This is a genomic window from Promicromonospora sukumoe 327MFSha3.1, assembly GCF_000385135.1.
GTDB classification, from domain to species: domain Bacteria; phylum Actinomycetota; class Actinomycetes; order Actinomycetales; family Cellulomonadaceae; genus Promicromonospora; species Promicromonospora sukumoe_B.
In genome coordinates this window covers 228,699-243,649 of sequence record NZ_ARQM01000011.1, presented here as the reverse complement: position 1 = coordinate 243,649, position 14,951 = coordinate 228,699, and the positions used below count along the sequence as shown (strand labels likewise).

Here is a 14,951-nt window from a genome sequence, read left to right as displayed (position 1 = left end):
CTCCGCGCCCGGCTTGGGGCGGTGTCAGTGGTGCCGCCTATCGTTGGTGGCATGGACCGGAACAGGCTCGAGTTCGCGGTGGTCACCACCGCGATCGGCGAGTGCGCGCTCGTCTGGAACGAGGACGCGGAGATCGTCGGCTCGACGCTGCCGCACGGCAGTTCCGACCAGCTCCGCGCCGCCGTACGGGGCTGGTACCCGGGTGCCGTCGAGGCCCCGGCTGACCGCGTCGAGGGCGCGGTCTCGGGGCTGAAACACCTGCTGGAGGACGGCGAGGGAGACCTCGCGGAGATCCACCTGAACATGAGTGCCGTACCCGACTTCGACCGCCGCGTGTACGAGATCGTGCGCGCCATCCCTCCGGGTGAGACCCGCACGTACGGCGAGGTAGCGACCGAGCTGGGCTCGCCCGGGGCGGCGCAGGCAGTGGGCCAGGCGATGGGCCGCAACCCGTTCCCGCCGATCGTGCCGTGTCACCGGGTGCTGGCCGCGGGCCGCCGCGTCGGCGGTTTCTCGGCCCGCGGCGGCCCGCGGACCAAGATCCGCATGCTGGAGACGGAGGGCGTCTACCTGGAGCAGCCCACGCTCTTCGACCTGTGAGCGTGGACCGCGCCGGGCGTGGTCACTTCATCGTGTTGGTCGTCGTCCTGGACACGACCTTGGTCGTGTAACCGGACGCCGAACCCGTCACGACCACGGTGACCCGCTTGCCCCTGGCCGAGCTAGGCACCTTGAAGAAGGAGCGCGTCGCGCCCTTGATCGACGTGCTGCCGACCTTCCACTGGTACGTCGCCGTGGTCGGCTGGGGCGTCCAGGTTCCGCGCACCACCCGGAGGGTGGCGCCGACCTTGGGGGTGCCGGTGATGCTGGGCGCGGGCGCCGAGAAGACGCCGGTGCCGACCGTCGCCGAAGCAGTACTGTTCACGGTCTTCGCGAGGTACCGGGTCTTCACCGCGGTCACCGCGACCGTGACCTTCTTGCCCCGTGCGGAGGGCGGTAGCTTCCACGTGCGCGATGTCGCACCCAAGTAGGCCCTGCCGTCCAACCGCCACTGGTACCTCAAGGCTTCCGGCACAGGGGTCCAGGTACCGCGCACAGCTGTCAAGGTGCTACCCACCCGCGCGGTGCCCGAGACCGAGGGCGACTTCGACACCACGAAGATCCCACTGACCTTCGATGTCCAGTTGCTGCCGCGCGACGTGGTCACATAATTCGGCCGCGCACCGGTCACGACGACGGAGATCTTCTTGCCGAAGGCAGACGGGGGAATGACAAAGCTCGATCCTGTCTCCCCCGGGAGCACTTCGCCGTCGACCCTCCACGCATACGTCGTCAACGACGGTCGCGGTGTCCAGGTACGCGGGTCGGCCACGAGCTTCTCACCCACGCGTGCCGTGCCCGTGATGACGGGCATGTACGCCTCGAACTGGCCTGGGATGACCGAGATCGACTCAATGGCCGAGGAGGGTTCCAACCAGTCCGAGCCCGTGTAGGAGAGATCCAACTCGTGCCTTCCCGGCACGATGCTGCTCAGGTCGACCGGGATTGGATCGCGCGTAAAAGAGGCTGTACGACGGCCCACCTCGACACCATCGATCCACGCCACGATCTCGCCGCCGGGGTCGTCGACCTGGGCATAGCTGACGACCCGGACCTGAACAGACCCCGTCTGACCGTGCACCAGACCGCTGGAACTACCGACGTCGAGCCACGAGGCGCTCGGGATGTCGCCGCTCAAGTCAGAGGACGCCCGGATCTTGGCGGCTCCCGGCTCGGCAACCGCGGGGGTCGCAGCAGCCACCGGGAGAAGCCCCAGAGCAGCAATGACGGCGCCTGAGACGATCACAGAGCCCACTCGTGACAACGAGCGGACGTCGAGGAAGCGTGGCATAGGTCCATTCCAGTACGAGATTGCGGAGCGCTTGGAACCTACCGGTGGCCGAAGAACAAGACACGAGGCCAGCGGATGAAAGAGGGGGTGAACTCCCGTGGCTGCCAAGGCCGCACGACCTCCACCCGGCACCGGATGTTCGCGACCGTTCACGCACCGCCCCACCACCCGGTGCGACACTGTCCTGCGTGTCAGATGCCCCCGCCCACCCCCTCCTCGACGTGCTCCTCGCCGGTGGCGCGCGCGCGGAACGGCTGACGGCGTCGCGCACCTTCCCGGAGCGCACAGCGCAGCACGCTGACTGGCCGGGTTGGGCCGACGCGACCGTCGTGCAGGGGTACCGGAAGCTCGGCGTCGACCGGCCGTGGACGCACCAGGCCGAGGCCGCCGACCTCGTCCACCGCGGTCGGCACACCGCCCTGGCCACGTCTACGGGTTCGGGCAAGTCGCTCGCGTTCTGGCTGCCCGCGCTCTCGGCGGTCCGGACGGCGGCGGCCGCCGCCACGCTCGACCCGGGCAACATCGCGTCGGCGCACGTGCGCCCCACGACCATCTACCTCAGCCCGACGAAGGCGCTGGCCGCCGACCAGCTCAGCGCGCTCGAACGCGTGCTCGACGCGGCCGGAACCCGCGACGTGCGCGTCGCCACGTGCGACGGCGACACGTCCCGCGAGGAACGCTCCTGGGTGCAGGACCACGCCGACGTCGTCCTCACCAACCCCGACTTCCTCCACTACGCCCTGCTGCCGAACCATCGTCGCTGGTCACGGCTGCTGAAGGGGCTGCGCTACGTCGTCGTCGACGAGGGGCACGCCTACCGCGGCGTCTTCGGCGCGCACGTCTCGCTCGTGCTCCGGCGGCTCGCGCGCCTCGCGGCGCGGTACGGCGAGGGCTCGCCCACGTTCGTCGTCGCCTCGGCGACGACGGCGGAGCCTGCCGCCAGCGCGGCCCGCCTCATCGGCGTGCGACCCGACGACGTCGCCGCCGTCACCGAGGACGGCTCCCCCTCCGGACGCCGCACGGTGCTGCTGTGGCAGCCGCCGGAGATCGCCTCCTGGCGGGCGCCGGTCGACGGTGGCGAGGACGGCGCCGAGATCGGCAGCCCGCACCGAGATCGGTCCGGCGACGAGCCGAGCTCGATGCGACGTGCCGATCCCGCAGAACCAGATCCCTGGGCCCTGCCCGGCGCGGACGGGGAGGCCGAGCCCGTCGCGACGACGGCTCCGCCGGAGCATCCCCGCCGGTCAGCGACGGCCGAGGTCGCCGACCTCCTGGCCGACCTCGCCGAAGCCGGCGCCCGCACCCTCGCGTTCACCAGGTCGCGGCGCGGCGCGGAGTCGGTGGCGCAGCAGGCCCGCGACCACCTGCGCCACTCCACGCCCGAGGCCGGCCGCCGGATCGCGGCGTACCGCGGCGGGTACCTCCCGGAGGAACGCCGCGAGCTGGAGCAGGCGCTGCGCACGGGCGACCTGCTCGGCCTGGCGACGACCAACGCGCTGGAGCTCGGCGTCGACATCTCCGGCCTCGACGCGGTGCTCATCGCCGGCTGGCCCGGCACCCGGATGTCGCTCTGGCAGCAGGCGGGACGCGCCGGCCGGGCCGGCTCGGACGGCCTGGTCGCGTTCGTCGCGCGCGAGGACCCGCTCGACACCTACCTCGTGACCCACCCCGAAGCGGTGTTCGACGCCCCGCTGGAGGCCACGGTGTTCGACCCGTCGAACCCGCACGTCCTGGCGCCGCACCTGTGCGCGGCGGCCCAGGAGGCGCCGCTGCGGTCCGAGGACCTCGCCGACTTCGGCGACCCCGCCCACGTGCGCGGCATCCTGGACGTGCTCGTCGCCCGGGGCGCGCTCCGGCGTCGGACCTCCGGGTGGTACTGGACCCACCACCAGCCCGCCGCAGGTCTGACCGACCTGCGCGGCGCGGGCGGCACGCCCGTGCGCGTGGTGGAACAGGGCACGGGGCGGATGCTCGGCACGGTCGACGCCGCCTCGGCCGACGGCCAGGTGCACGACGGCGCCGTCTACACCCACCAGGGCACCACCTACGTGGTGGCGCACTTCGACCTGGCCGACCACACCGCCGTCGTGCAGCGTCGGCGGCTCGACTACGGGACGTGGTCGCGCTCGGTGATGTCGGTGGCGATCGAGGGCTGGGACGACGCCGAAGCCGACGGAGCGCAGGAGGGCGACGGCGTCCCGGACGACGGCCCCGGCCGCGATCTCGTCACCCGGGAGTGGGGGCCGATCACGTGGGGCCTCGGCCCGGTGGAGGTGACGTCGCAGGTGGTGAGCTTCCAGCGGCGCCGCGTCCCGGACATGCAGGTTCTGGGGACGGAACAGCTCGAGCTGCCCGAGCACACGCTCGGGACGGTCGCGGTCTGGTGGTCGGTCCCGGAGTTCGTGCTACGCGCTGCGGACATCTCCCCCGAGCAGACGCCGGGCGCGCTGCACGCCGCGGAGCACGCGTCGATCGGGCTGCTTCCGCTGCTGGCGACGTGCGACCGCTGGGACCTCGGCGGGGTGTCGACAGAGCTGCACCCTGACACCGGCGAAGCCACGGTGTTCGTCTACGACGCCTATCCGGGCGGCGCGGGCTTCGCGGAACGGGCCTACGACCTGGGCGCCGCCTGGCTGCGGGCGACGCGGGACGCCATCGCCGCCTGCCCCTGCGCCGACGGCTGCCCGGCGTGCGTGCAGTCGCCGAAGTGCGGCAACTACAACGCACCGCTCGACAAGGACGCCGCAGTGCGGCTGCTGGACGCGGTACTGTCCCACGACCCGCGGGGGTGAGGGCTACTCGCCCAGCCGCTTGAACGGGGTGGTGGAGAAGACGACCTCGACCGCCACGCCGAAGTACTCCGCGATACGCAGCGCCAGGTACAGCGACGGGCTGTACTCGCCACGTTCGAGGTAGCCCACGGTCTGGTAGTGCACTCCGAGCGCGTCGGAGAGCTCCCGCCGCGAGATGCCGCGTTCGGCACGCAGCATCGCTATGCGGTTGTGGACGACGTCGGACTGCTCCCCCACCAGCTCAGTACCCCTTGGCCATGTAGCGCTCCCGCGCCGCCGCCACTGTGGAACCCGACTCCCTGCGGGCCATCCTGCGAAGCACGATCGGCGCGAGCACCATACCCACAACCGCCCAGAGACCGAGCACCGCGAACATCTCGAACGTGCGCCACGACTCGCCGATCTCGGCGGTGACCATGCTCTCCGGGAGCATCGCCGACCGGGCACCCAGCCCCAGCCAGTAGTAGGGGAACGCCTGGCCCACCCACTGCAGCCACTCCGGCAGGGCGGTGATCGGGTAGAAGATCCCGGACGGCACGATCAGGAGCATCGAGCCCAGGAACAGCAACCCGGTCTGCGAGGCGCTCTTGAGCAGCGACCCGAGCGCGACGCTGATCGGCACGGTGGCGATCATCCCGACCAGGAACACCAGCGCCAGCAGCACGACGGTGCGGCCGTCCAGCCGTAGCTCGCTCGCGACCGTGACGGCGGGGATGACCAGGACGATCAGGCCCACGAGGGTGGTCAGCGCGAACATGAGGATCTTGCCGACCAGGTAGCCCACCATGCCGTTGGGCGTCGCCTTGGCCCGGAGCAGCGTCCCGTCCTCGCGGTCCACGGCGATCGTGCTGGCGGGCCCGGTGAGCCCGCCGAACGCGATGCTCATGCCGACGAGGCTCGGCAGCACCATGGCACCCAGCGCGAAGTCGGTGCCGGGGACGGTGCTGCCCCGCATGAACAGCAGGACCACGGCGTAGATGACGGGGAACGCCAGGATCCAGACGAGATCGCTCGCGCTCGTGATCGAGTACTTGGTCTCGAGCCAGCCCCGGGTCAGCCCGGCGCGGACGGCGGCCCGGCGGGCGTCGTTCCGCATGCTCCTGGACGTGGTCGCGGTCGCGCTCATGACTGCACTCCTTCGCTCTGCTCGGCGCGGTTCGGGTCGGCCTGCTGGTCCTGGACCTGCTCGCCCTGGGTCTGGTCCTGCTCGGCGGGGTCCGGCCCGACGCCGTCCGACTCGGGCCGGTAGGCCTCTGCGCGGTGCACGAGCGCCATGTAGGTGTCCTCGAGGCTGGCCCGCTTGACCTCGAGGTCGGTGACCTCGGGATCGCCGGCCAGCAGCTGGCGGACGAACCCGGTGGGGTCGCCCTCGGCCACGGCGTGGATGTTCCGGTGCCCGCCCGAGGTCCAGCGCACCTCGGCCTGCGTGGTCAGCTCGCGTGCCAGCTGTTCCGCCGACCCGTTGGCGACGACCGTGCCCCCGTCGAGCACGAGGATCCGGTCCGCGAGCTTCTCGGCCTCGTCGAGGTCGTGCGTGGTGAGCAGGACCGTCGTGTTCTCGAAGTCGGCCAGGCGGTGCACCAGGTCGTGAAACTCGCGACGGGCGTGCGGGTCGAAGCCCGCCGTCGGCTCGTCGAGGAAGACCAGCTCCGGACGGCCGACGATGCCGATCGCCACGTCCAGCCGGCGCCGCTGCCCTCCCGAGAGCGTCTGGACCTTGGCGTTGGCCTGTTCCGCGAGACCGACCACCCTGATCAGTTCCTCCACGTCCCAGGGCCGCGACACCTCGGGGGTCGAGTACGGGACGTAGAACCGGGCGAGGTACCCGAGCAGGTCCCGCACCCGCCACCGGCCGTGGTCGCGCCACGACTGGAGCACGACGCCCAGCCGCGCGCGCCAGGTCTCGTCCCCGTGCGCCGGGTCCTGCCCGAGCACCAGGACGTCGCCGGCCGACCGCATGCGGAAGCCCTCGAGGATCTCGATCGTGGTGGTCTTGCCAGCGCCGTTGGGGCCGAGCAGGGCGACGACCTCGCCGCGCTGCGCCGCGAAGGACACGCCCTTGAGCACGTCCTTCGTGCCGTATCTCATCCGTAGGTCGCGCACGTCGAGCGCCACGTCGCTCGACGGCCGAGGTCCGTTCCGTGCACTCATCACACTCTCCGTACCAGCCATAGCAGTGATGCTACATTCCGTATCTGGTCCACGTCATCCCATTTGACGCGTGCTGTTCTACGGCGCGGCCCCTCCCCCGCCGGCGCTCTGCGGTCCGGACCCCCTCGGTCCGGACTCCCGCGGACCAGCCCGCGCGGTGGCACGCGCGCTCCCCAACGACCCCGCCGGGCCGACCGCCGCACGCGTCGTGACGACCCGCACGACGCCGCCGCCGCGCACCTCGCACGACGCGAGCTCGGCACCGTTGCGGGCCACGGCGGCGCCCGCCGTACCGCAGGGGTCGAACCCGTCGCGCAGCGCGGTCGCGCCTGCGAGCGCCCCGAGGTCCGCCGCCGCCTGCGCGGCACCGCGGGCGTTCTGGGCCGCTCCGAGCGCCGCGATCCCGACCGCGAGCAGCAGGACCGCAGCGACGATCCCCAGCACCAGGACGGTGCCGGCGCCGCTCTCGGAGTCGGCACCTCTCCCTGACCCGGGCGGCACGTCCGTCGGCCGCCCGAGACCACGCTCCCGCCACCTCACGGCTCGACCCATGCCGCCGCCGTCCCCGTGGCCCGCAGCGGCCCAGACACCCAACCACCCGAGACCGGTCGCGTGACGGTCACCCGCACCCACTCGCCCTCGCGGGCGAGCGACATCCGTGCCTCGGACCCGCCCACCCGGGCGACGGTCGCCGCCACCGCGGACTCCTGCTCACCGATCGCCACCGCCCGCGCCCCCGCGCGGGCCGCGTCCATGGCGCGCATCTGCGCCGTGGACGCGGCCGCGAGGGTGAGCACGGCGACAAGAACGAGGACGACGACCGGCAGACCAATGGCCAGCTCGGCCGTGACGGTGCCACGTTCCGGCTCACGCTCCGTCATGGTCAGCCGGCCGTCAGCGCCGACTGGATGAGCGACGTGAGCATCCCCTTCACGTCACCGCCCTTGAGGACGGCCATCAGCGCGCCCGCGAACGCCGCCGCGGCGAGTGTCGCGATCGCGTACTCGGCCGTGGCCAGTCCGCTCTCCGACTCGTGCTCGCCGACCTCCGTCCGCGGCCGGTCCTCCGGCTCGGGACAGGCCACCGCTGTCGTGATCGTCATGTCTTCCCCTCCTGCTCAGCCCTCGTCCGGTCCTCTCGGCCCGGACGTGGGCACCCTGTACGGCCCGCGGATGCGGGCCCCGTCCACCGCGTGGCGGACGGCGACGGCACGCTCGCGCGCACCGAAGTTCTCGTTCCCGGCCCGCTCACCCCCTGAGCAGGTCGATGCCCAGCGCCAGCAGCACCGGGACCAGTCCCACCAGCACGAAGGCCGGCAGGTAGCAGACGCCGAGGGGCAGCACGAGCCGCACCCCGAGCCGGGCCGCCGCCGTGCGGGTGGCCGCGCTCCGCTCGTGCCGCACCTCCGCCCCGGCGGCACGCAGCGCCTCGCCCGGGGCCGCGCCGTCCATCCAGGCGCCGCGCAGCGCACGGACCATCGGCCCCAGCGCGACCGGCGCCTGAGCCCAGGCCCGCTCCCAGGCGGAGCCGAGCACGAGCGCGTGGGCCGCCCGGTCGAGCACCGGACCGTCCACGCCGCGAACGGCGGCCCCGACCGCCTGGAGCGCACGCGGCACCCCTGCCCCGGATCTCAGGGCTGCTGCCACGAGCTCCAGCACCACCTGGACGTCGACGCCGGACCGTTCGGCGCCGCGGGCCGCGGCTACCAGCCGGTCCGACCAGAGGCGGCCGACCACCAGCAGCACCAGGCCCGCGCCGACCGCGACCGTGCCGATGCCTCCGTCCGTCGCCGTACCGACCGGATCGGCGCCGAGGACCCAGCCCAGGAAACCGCCGGCAACCGGCAACCACATGAGCAGCCGGCCCGTCGTGCGCGGTCCCGCGAGCGCCGTGTCCCGCTCGGCCTGCGCCTCGGCCTCCGCGACGAGGGTCCCGGCGACCTGCTCGAGCACCCGCCCGAGCGGGGCTCCGACGTCGAGCGCGAGCCGGGTGGCCGCGACCACCGCCTCCGCGTGCCGGGCTCCGAGCACCCGGGCGAGCGTCTCGGCGTCGGGCACGCCCGACAGGTCCGCACCCACACCGGCAGCCCGCGACCAGGCCGCGCCAGGCGGCGATCCCGCCTTGAGCAGCGCGACCACCTGCAGCACGACCACCCGGACGTCCCCGCCTGCCGGCCGCCCGGCTGCTCCTCCGCGGCTCCGCCGGAGGCCCGCCCCGGGATCAACCCGAGCCGCTCGGACCGCGGCGCCGGCACCAGGGGCCAGGCTGGCAGCACGAGCGCCCGGGCCCGGACGGCCCAGCACCTCGACCACCCGACGGCCGCCGCGCGCCAGCACCAGCCAGAGGCCGACCGCGACGAGCAGCCCCACGCTCAGCGACTCCACGACTCTCACCACGGCCCGTACCTCCCCACGAGCTCGCTCCACGCGGCAGGGTCGGCGGCGCAGCGCTCGCCGCCGTCCCACCACGCGGCGGGGCGCACCTCCAGCTCCCCGCCCGGGCCGCGCCCCACCAGCCCGACCTCCGCCAGGTATCGCGTCCCCTGCCTGCGCCTCAGGTGCAGCACCACGTCCAGGGCGCCCGCGGCCTGCGCCGCGACCGCCTCCCGGGTCATCCCGGCCAGGCCCGCGAGCGCCTCCAGCCGCGCGGGGACCACGGCGACGGCGTTGGCGTGCAGGGTCGCGAAGCCGCCGTCGTGCCCGGTGTTCATCGCCATCAGGACCTCGCGGACCTCGGCGCCGCGGCACTCGCCGAGCACGATCCGGTCGGGTCGCATGCGCAGGGCGTTCCGCACCAGGTCGGCGAGGTCGACCGCACCCGCGCCCTCGACGTTGGCGCGCCGGGCGGCCAGGTGCACCACGTGCGGGTGCGCGGGGCGCAGCTCGCGTGCCTCCTCGACGGTCACCACACGTTCGTCGTCGGGCACCAGGGAGAGGAGGGCGGCGAGGAGCGTCGTCTTGCCGCTGCCCGTGCCGCCACTGATCAGCACGTTCGCCCGCCGCCGCACGAGCGCCCGCAGCAGTCCTGCCCACTGCCGGGGCAGGGCGCGGCCGACCACGAGCTCGTCGATCGTGAACGCGCGGGTGCGCAGCACGCGGAGCGAGATCAGCGCGCCGGACTCCGCGAGGGGCTCGAGCACGGCGTGCAGCCGGGTGCCGTCGGGCAGCCGCGCGTCCACGGTCGGGCAGGCGTCGTCGAGGCGCTGCCCACCCAGCGCGGCCAGACGGACGGCGAGCGCCCGCACGTCGGCGGTCGAGCCCAGACCGACCGGGACCCGCTCCAGCCCTGCGCCCCGCTCGACCCACACGTCGTGCGGACCGTTGACGAGCACGTCGGTCACGTCGGCAGCGTCGAGCAAGGGTTGCAGCGGGCCGGCACCGGTGAGCTCGGCCCGCGCCGACCGCTCCAGGTCGCGCAGCGCGTCGGACCCGAGCACCCGCCCGGAGTCCCGGACCGCGTCGCGCACCGCGGCGCCTGCGCCGGTGCGACCGGTCGCCAGCCGCGCACGGACGTCGTCCAGCAGGGCCGTCTCCAACGCGCGGCCGTTCACAACACCGCCGCTCACAGCGCGGCCGCCAGGTCCTGCGCGAAGCGGCCGAGCACGGAACGCCCCGACAGCGCGGGACCCTCGCCCCGGTCGATCGCGCGGGCCAGCCCCGCGTCGCGGCCCACCGTCCCGGCGACCGGCAGCCCGAGCGCGGCGCCGACGTCGTCATGGTGGACCGATCCGGGCGCGGGGCCGCGAGCGACCACCCGCACGTCGGTCACACCGGCCCCGCGCAGCGCGTCCCGAGCCCGCTGCGCACCGACGGTCGCGAGCAGGGTGAGCGGTACGACGAGCAGCGCCGTCTCGCACGCCGCGAGCAGGGCACGCACCGCCAGCCCGCCACCGGGCTCGGGACCGCCGTCCGGCACGGACACGCCGTCCCGCCGGGTCGCGGTCCCCCAGGCACCGGGCCGCGGCAGATCGAGCACGAGCGTCTCGCCCGCCCGCACCAGCCCGCGACAGACGCCCAGCACGACGTCGTCGTCGGGCGGCGCGCCGGACGTCGTCCCGCTCAGCACGGGCACCGCACCCCAGCGGGGCAGCGCCGCGACCACCCCGATCCCGTCGACCTCGCCGCGCGCCTCGACGAGGTCCGGCCAGCGCGCGCCGCGGGCGCCGTCGGACCCGAGGAGCAGGTCCGTCCCCGGACCGTGCGTGTCGAGGTCCACCAGCGTGGCCCGCTCCCCGCCGCGGCGCAGACCATGCGCCACGCAGGCGGCGACCACCGACGCGCCCGCGCCGCCGCACGCCCCGACCACACCGATCACTCGACCCGGTTCCGGCCGGACGCCACCCACCGTGCTGACCATCGCGCCTCCTCCGCCCGACCCAGGCCCGGGCGCTCACCCGGGTTCCGGAATCAGGTTGGCCCGTCGGGCCCGGACCTCGCCGACCACTTCGAGGCGGCTGTGCACGAACGACGAGAAGTGGTGCCTGTGGTCGGGCTCGTCGGCCGGTCCCGCCGTGCGGAGGGTCTGTCGTCCGGCCGGACGAGTTCCAACCAGTTGGGAGAACACACGATCAGGAGGCCGCTCCGACGGACTGCCCCCGCTAGGCTCGTCGCGTGACCGAGCAGGTGCCCCAGACCGCTTCTCGACCGCTGTCGCGCGCTCCGCGTACCGCCGCGTTCTTCGACCTCGACAAGACGATCATCGCCACGAGCTCGTCGGCGGCGTTCTCGAGGCCGTTCCTGGCGGGCGGGCTGCTCTCGCACGCCGACGTACTGCGCAGCGCCTACGCCCACTTCGTCTTCATGATCGGCAACGCCGACGCGGACCAGACCGAGCGGATGCGCGCACACCTGTCGTCGCTCGTGACCGGCTGGGACGTGGAGAAGGTCCGGCAGATCGTCACCCAGACCGTGCACGAGCTCATCGACCCCTACGTCTACGCGGAGGCCGTCGAGCTCATCGAGGAGCACCACGCGGCCGGCCGGGACGTGGTGGTCGTGTCGGCGTCCGCCGCGGTGCTGGTGGAGCCCATCGCGGCCGTGCTCGGCGCGGACCACGTGCTGTCCACGCAGATGACGGTCGAGGACGGCCGGTTCACCGGCGAGATCGACTTCTACAACTACGGCGACAACAAGGCGGTGGGCGTCCGGCGGCTCGCCGTGAGCGAGGGCTACGACCTGGCGCAGAGCTTCGCCTACTCCGACTCCATCACGGACGCCCCGATGCTGGCCGCGGTCGGCCACGCCTTCGTGGTCAACCCGGACCGGGTCCTGAAGCGCCGGGCCGTGCAGTCCGGCTGGGGTGTGCTCGCGTTCACCCGCCCGATCGCGCTGCGCCCCCGCATCGAGCCGCTCCCGCTCCTCGCGGTCGTGGGCACCGTGGCGGTGGGCGTCACGGTGTGGCTGGTCTGGCGGGCGGCCCGACGCCGCTCGCGCCGCCGCTCGGCCTGACGCCACAAGAAATCCGTCGACCGGCATCGGCGCCGTCGGGCATCCTCTGTCCCATGTCGTCGAACTGAGCGCGAGACCCGCTGTGCGCCGTCGAGCGCACCGCTCCGCCCTGCCCTTCGACGATCGGTGAACCATGGCCTTCTCAGTGCGCCCCTACCTGCCCGCGGACGAGCCGGGCTGGCTCCGCTGCCGCACCCTGTCCTTCCTCGGCACGCAGTACTACGACGACGTGAAGCCGCACCGCACCGCCTTCGACCTTCCCGCCGTCAGCATGGTGGCGGTAGCCGACGACGGGACGATCGCCGGCCTGATCGACGTCGAGATCGACGGTGGTGCCGCGACGATCGACACCGTCGCCGTCCACCCCGACCACTCCCGCCAGGGAATCGCGACGGCGCTCCTCGACGCCGCCCTCCCACAGGCACGAAAGGCGGGGGCGACCACCCTCGACGCCTGGACCCGCGAGGACGAGGCAGCGAACGCCTGGTACCTGGGATCGGGCTTCGTCGAGAACTTCCGCTACCTGCACGTGTACAAGAACGGCGACGAGCCGGTGGAAGGCTTCACGACGCCGGACGGGCTCTCGGGGCCGGTGATCGCGTTCCTGCACGCGGACATCGCACGCGAGGCGGAGATGCGCGCACGGTTCGCTCGCGTGCACGTCTGCCGCCAGTACCTGCGCCGCCTCTGAGCCCAGAGTGCGGCAGTCCGCCCGGTGGACGCCGCCCGCGCACGGCAGTCCGCTGGCGACGTCGGCAGTTGGCATCGAGATCGGCTCAGGCCTGAGCCGATCTCGATGCCAACTGCCGAACCAACGGGCCAACTGCCGAACGGGCCGGCGCCATCTGCCGAACCGACGGGGCCAACCCGTCCCGCACATCCGCACCATCAAGCCAACAAACCGCACCCCACCACCCCACCCGGACCGCTCCAGGTCAAGGATCGGTAAGGCCGAAGATTTTCCCCGGGAATTGCGCGCATGACAGGAATTGGCAATTGTGAAGATCAGCGCGCTCAGGTTGCTTTTGTGACGAGTAGGCAGTGTGATTGTGTTCACAGCAAGTATTCAGGGCGGCAGGGACCGTGCCCTGGGTCGAGAAGGCGTCAGCCCGACCGACAGCGAGCGATGTGCACGGTCAACCCCGTCCAGCTGGTGAGAGCGGAACCCGGCTTGAGGATGCTCCCGGATTCCGTGCTCGTAGGCCGAGATCTCGCCACCGCAGTGGCCGGGCCCTCGCACTTCCGGATCGCGAACGGAAAATGCGAGGAGCCCGGCCGCACGGCGAATCGTTTCGCGGAATGCACGCCGGCCGGAAAAGAATCACCACACCCAGCATTCTCCAGGCGTCGAAACGCCGTCAGCCGTGATTCCCGCTCACCGCAGAGCCGAGCGCACCGCACTCGCGGCCCACAAATCCGGTGCCGCAAAATCAACGCAAAACTCGGCATCACCGCCACCGTGCCCGCGAATACTGCGGCTGCACCCCCACGCCGGCGTCCACGGGAACCGTCCCGATCTCCCCGCGCAGCGTGTGCGCCGCCCGCAGTGGCCAGTGCGGGTCGCGCAGCGCCTCCCGGCCGATCATGACGGCGTCCGCCGAGCCCTCGACGAGGATCTGCTCGGCCTGGACGGCGTCGGTGATGATGCCCACCGCGCTGACCGGCAGCCCGGACACCTCGCGCACCCGGCGCGCGTACGGCACCTGGTAACCCGGCCCGACGGCGATCGACGCGGGCGCCACGCCGCCGGTCGACACGTCGATCAGGTCGGCGCCGAGCGGGCCGAGCCGCTTGGCGACGGCGGCGACGTCGTCGACCCCGAGGCCCTCGTCGAGCCAGTCGGTCGCGGACAGCCGCACCAGCACGGGCAGGTCCTCCGGCCATGCCTCGCGCACGGCGCCCACCGTCTCCTCGACGAGCCGCGAGCGCGCCTCGGCCGACCCGCCGTACTCGTCGGTCCGCGAGTTGGCGACCGGCGACAGGAACTGGTGCAGCAGGTAGCCGTGGGCCGCGTGCACCTCGACCGTGTCGAACCCGGCCTCGCGTGCCCGGCGCGCGGCCGCGGCGAACTGCTCGGGCACGTCCGCCACCTGTGCGGCGGTCATCTCGGACGGCGTCGCGAAGCCCGGGTAGGGCACCGCGGACGGCCCGACGGTCGGCCAGCCGCCGTCAGCGACGGGGACGGTGCCCTGCTCCGCGGCCCATGGCCGGAAGGTCGACGCCTTGCGCCCCGCGTGCGCGAGCTGGATGCCGATCTTCGCCCCGCGCTCGTGCACGAAGTCGACGATCCGCTTCCAGGCGGCCGTCTGCTCGTCGTTCCAGATGCCCGTGTCCTGCGGCGAGATGCGCCCCTCGGGCACGACGGCGGTCGCCTCGGTCAGCACCAGGCCGAACCCGCCGACGGCACGCGCGCCGAGATGCACGAGGTGCCAGTCGTTCGGCAGGCCGTCGTCCGCCGAGTACTCGCACATCGGCGCCAGCCAGGCACGGTTGGGCAGGGAGAGGCCGCGGAGCGCGACGGGTTCGAGGAGGAGGCTCACGCCAGCCCCCAACGTGGCCGGTAGCCGCCCCATTCCGGGGCCGTCGCCCGACGTCTCAGGAAGTGACACCCATTTGTGAGGGGTGTCACCGTCCGGGACTACACTCACCGACCAGAGAGAACGTCAAGGC

The 14,951-nt window shown here is 73.0% G+C and carries 15 protein-coding genes; 4 read left to right on the top strand and 11 right to left on the bottom strand.

The window, feature by feature from the left end; genetic code table 11:
• The first annotated feature begins 51 nt into the window (after window positions 1-51).
• Window positions 52-600, top strand: coding sequence for a methylated-DNA--[protein]-cysteine S-methyltransferase (locus H291_RS0114870; protein ID WP_020015798.1), 549 nt, complete (start codon window positions 52-54; stop codon window positions 598-600).
• A gap of 22 nt (window positions 601-622) precedes the next feature.
• Here the strand turns inward: H291_RS0114870 and H291_RS0114865 are convergent, their stop codons facing one another.
• On the bottom strand, window positions 623-1,891 hold the full coding sequence (locus tag H291_RS0114865; RefSeq protein ID WP_020015797.1) for a hypothetical protein: 1,269 nt from the start codon (window positions 1,889-1,891) through the stop codon (window positions 623-625).
• Window positions 1,892-2,079: 188 nt separating this feature from the next.
• Here H291_RS0114865 and H291_RS0114860 point away from each other — a divergent pair, with 188 nt between their 5' ends.
• On the top strand, window positions 2,080-4,683 hold the full coding sequence (locus H291_RS0114860; RefSeq protein WP_051109501.1) for a DEAD/DEAH box helicase: 2,604 nt from the start codon (window positions 2,080-2,082) through the stop codon (window positions 4,681-4,683).
• Between the two features lie 3 nt (window positions 4,684-4,686).
• On the opposite strand, the gene H291_RS0114855 is transcribed toward H291_RS0114860, so the two are convergent.
• The 9 genes from H291_RS0114855 to H291_RS30240 form a co-directional block, all read right to left on the bottom strand.
• Window positions 4,687-4,920 carry a helix-turn-helix transcriptional regulator gene (locus H291_RS0114855; protein WP_020015795.1) on the bottom strand — a complete coding sequence of 78 codons (234 nt, stop codon included), beginning with the start codon at window positions 4,918-4,920 and terminating at the stop codon, window positions 4,687-4,689.
• Window positions 4,921-4,924: 4 nt separating this feature from the next.
• Window positions 4,925-5,809, bottom strand: coding sequence for an ABC transporter permease (locus H291_RS0114850; protein WP_020015794.1), 885 nt, complete (start codon window positions 5,807-5,809; stop codon window positions 4,925-4,927).
• Window positions 5,806-6,834, bottom strand: coding sequence for an ABC transporter ATP-binding protein (locus H291_RS30250; RefSeq protein WP_051109500.1), 1,029 nt, complete (start codon window positions 6,832-6,834; stop codon window positions 5,806-5,808). Before H291_RS30250 ends, H291_RS0114850 begins: the two co-directional genes overlap by 4 nt.
• Before the next feature lie 78 nt (window positions 6,835-6,912).
• Window positions 6,913-7,374, bottom strand: coding sequence for an Rv3654c family TadE-like protein (locus H291_RS0114840; protein ID WP_232216077.1), 462 nt, complete (start codon window positions 7,372-7,374; stop codon window positions 6,913-6,915).
• Window positions 7,371-7,715 carry a TadE family type IV pilus minor pilin gene (locus H291_RS0114835; protein ID WP_020015791.1) on the bottom strand — a complete coding sequence of 115 codons (345 nt, stop codon included), beginning with the start codon at window positions 7,713-7,715 and terminating at the stop codon, window positions 7,371-7,373. The genes H291_RS0114840 and H291_RS0114835 overlap by 4 nt, the downstream gene beginning before the upstream one ends.
• Window positions 7,716-7,717: 2 nt before the next feature.
• On the bottom strand, window positions 7,718-7,936 hold the full coding sequence (locus H291_RS0114830) for a DUF4244 domain-containing protein (RefSeq protein WP_020015790.1): 219 nt from the start codon (window positions 7,934-7,936) through the stop codon (window positions 7,718-7,720).
• Between the two features lie 145 nt (window positions 7,937-8,081).
• Window positions 8,082-9,230, bottom strand: coding sequence for a type II secretion system F family protein (locus tag H291_RS34595; RefSeq protein ID WP_232216076.1), 1,149 nt, complete (start codon window positions 9,228-9,230; stop codon window positions 8,082-8,084).
• Complete coding sequence (locus H291_RS30245) at window positions 9,224-10,399, bottom strand: TadA family conjugal transfer-associated ATPase (protein ID WP_157237058.1); 1,176 nt, start codon at window positions 10,397-10,399, stop codon at window positions 9,224-9,226. Before H291_RS30245 ends, H291_RS34595 begins: the two co-directional genes overlap by 7 nt.
• A complete protein-coding gene (locus tag H291_RS30240) occupies window positions 10,396-11,190 on the bottom strand; it encodes a hypothetical protein (RefSeq protein ID WP_020015787.1) in 795 nt (264 codons plus the stop codon). The genes H291_RS30245 and H291_RS30240 overlap by 4 nt, the downstream gene beginning before the upstream one ends.
• Before the next feature lie 254 nt (window positions 11,191-11,444).
• Here H291_RS30240 and H291_RS0114805 point away from each other — a divergent pair, with 254 nt between their 5' ends.
• Window positions 11,445-12,281 (top strand): HAD family hydrolase, encoded by an 837-nt coding sequence (locus H291_RS0114805; RefSeq protein ID WP_020015786.1) that lies wholly within the window; start codon window positions 11,445-11,447, stop codon window positions 12,279-12,281.
• A 133-nt stretch (window positions 12,282-12,414) separates the two neighbouring features.
• Window positions 12,415-12,972 (top strand): GNAT family N-acetyltransferase, encoded by a 558-nt coding sequence (locus H291_RS0114800; RefSeq protein WP_020015785.1) that lies wholly within the window; start codon window positions 12,415-12,417, stop codon window positions 12,970-12,972.
• 757 nt (window positions 12,973-13,729) lie between these two features.
• Here H291_RS0114800 and H291_RS0114795 read toward each other — a convergent pair.
• A complete protein-coding gene (locus tag H291_RS0114795) occupies window positions 13,730-14,821 on the bottom strand; it encodes an NADH:flavin oxidoreductase/NADH oxidase (protein ID WP_020015784.1) in 1,092 nt (363 codons plus the stop codon).
• Window positions 14,822-14,951: the final 130 nt, after the last annotated feature.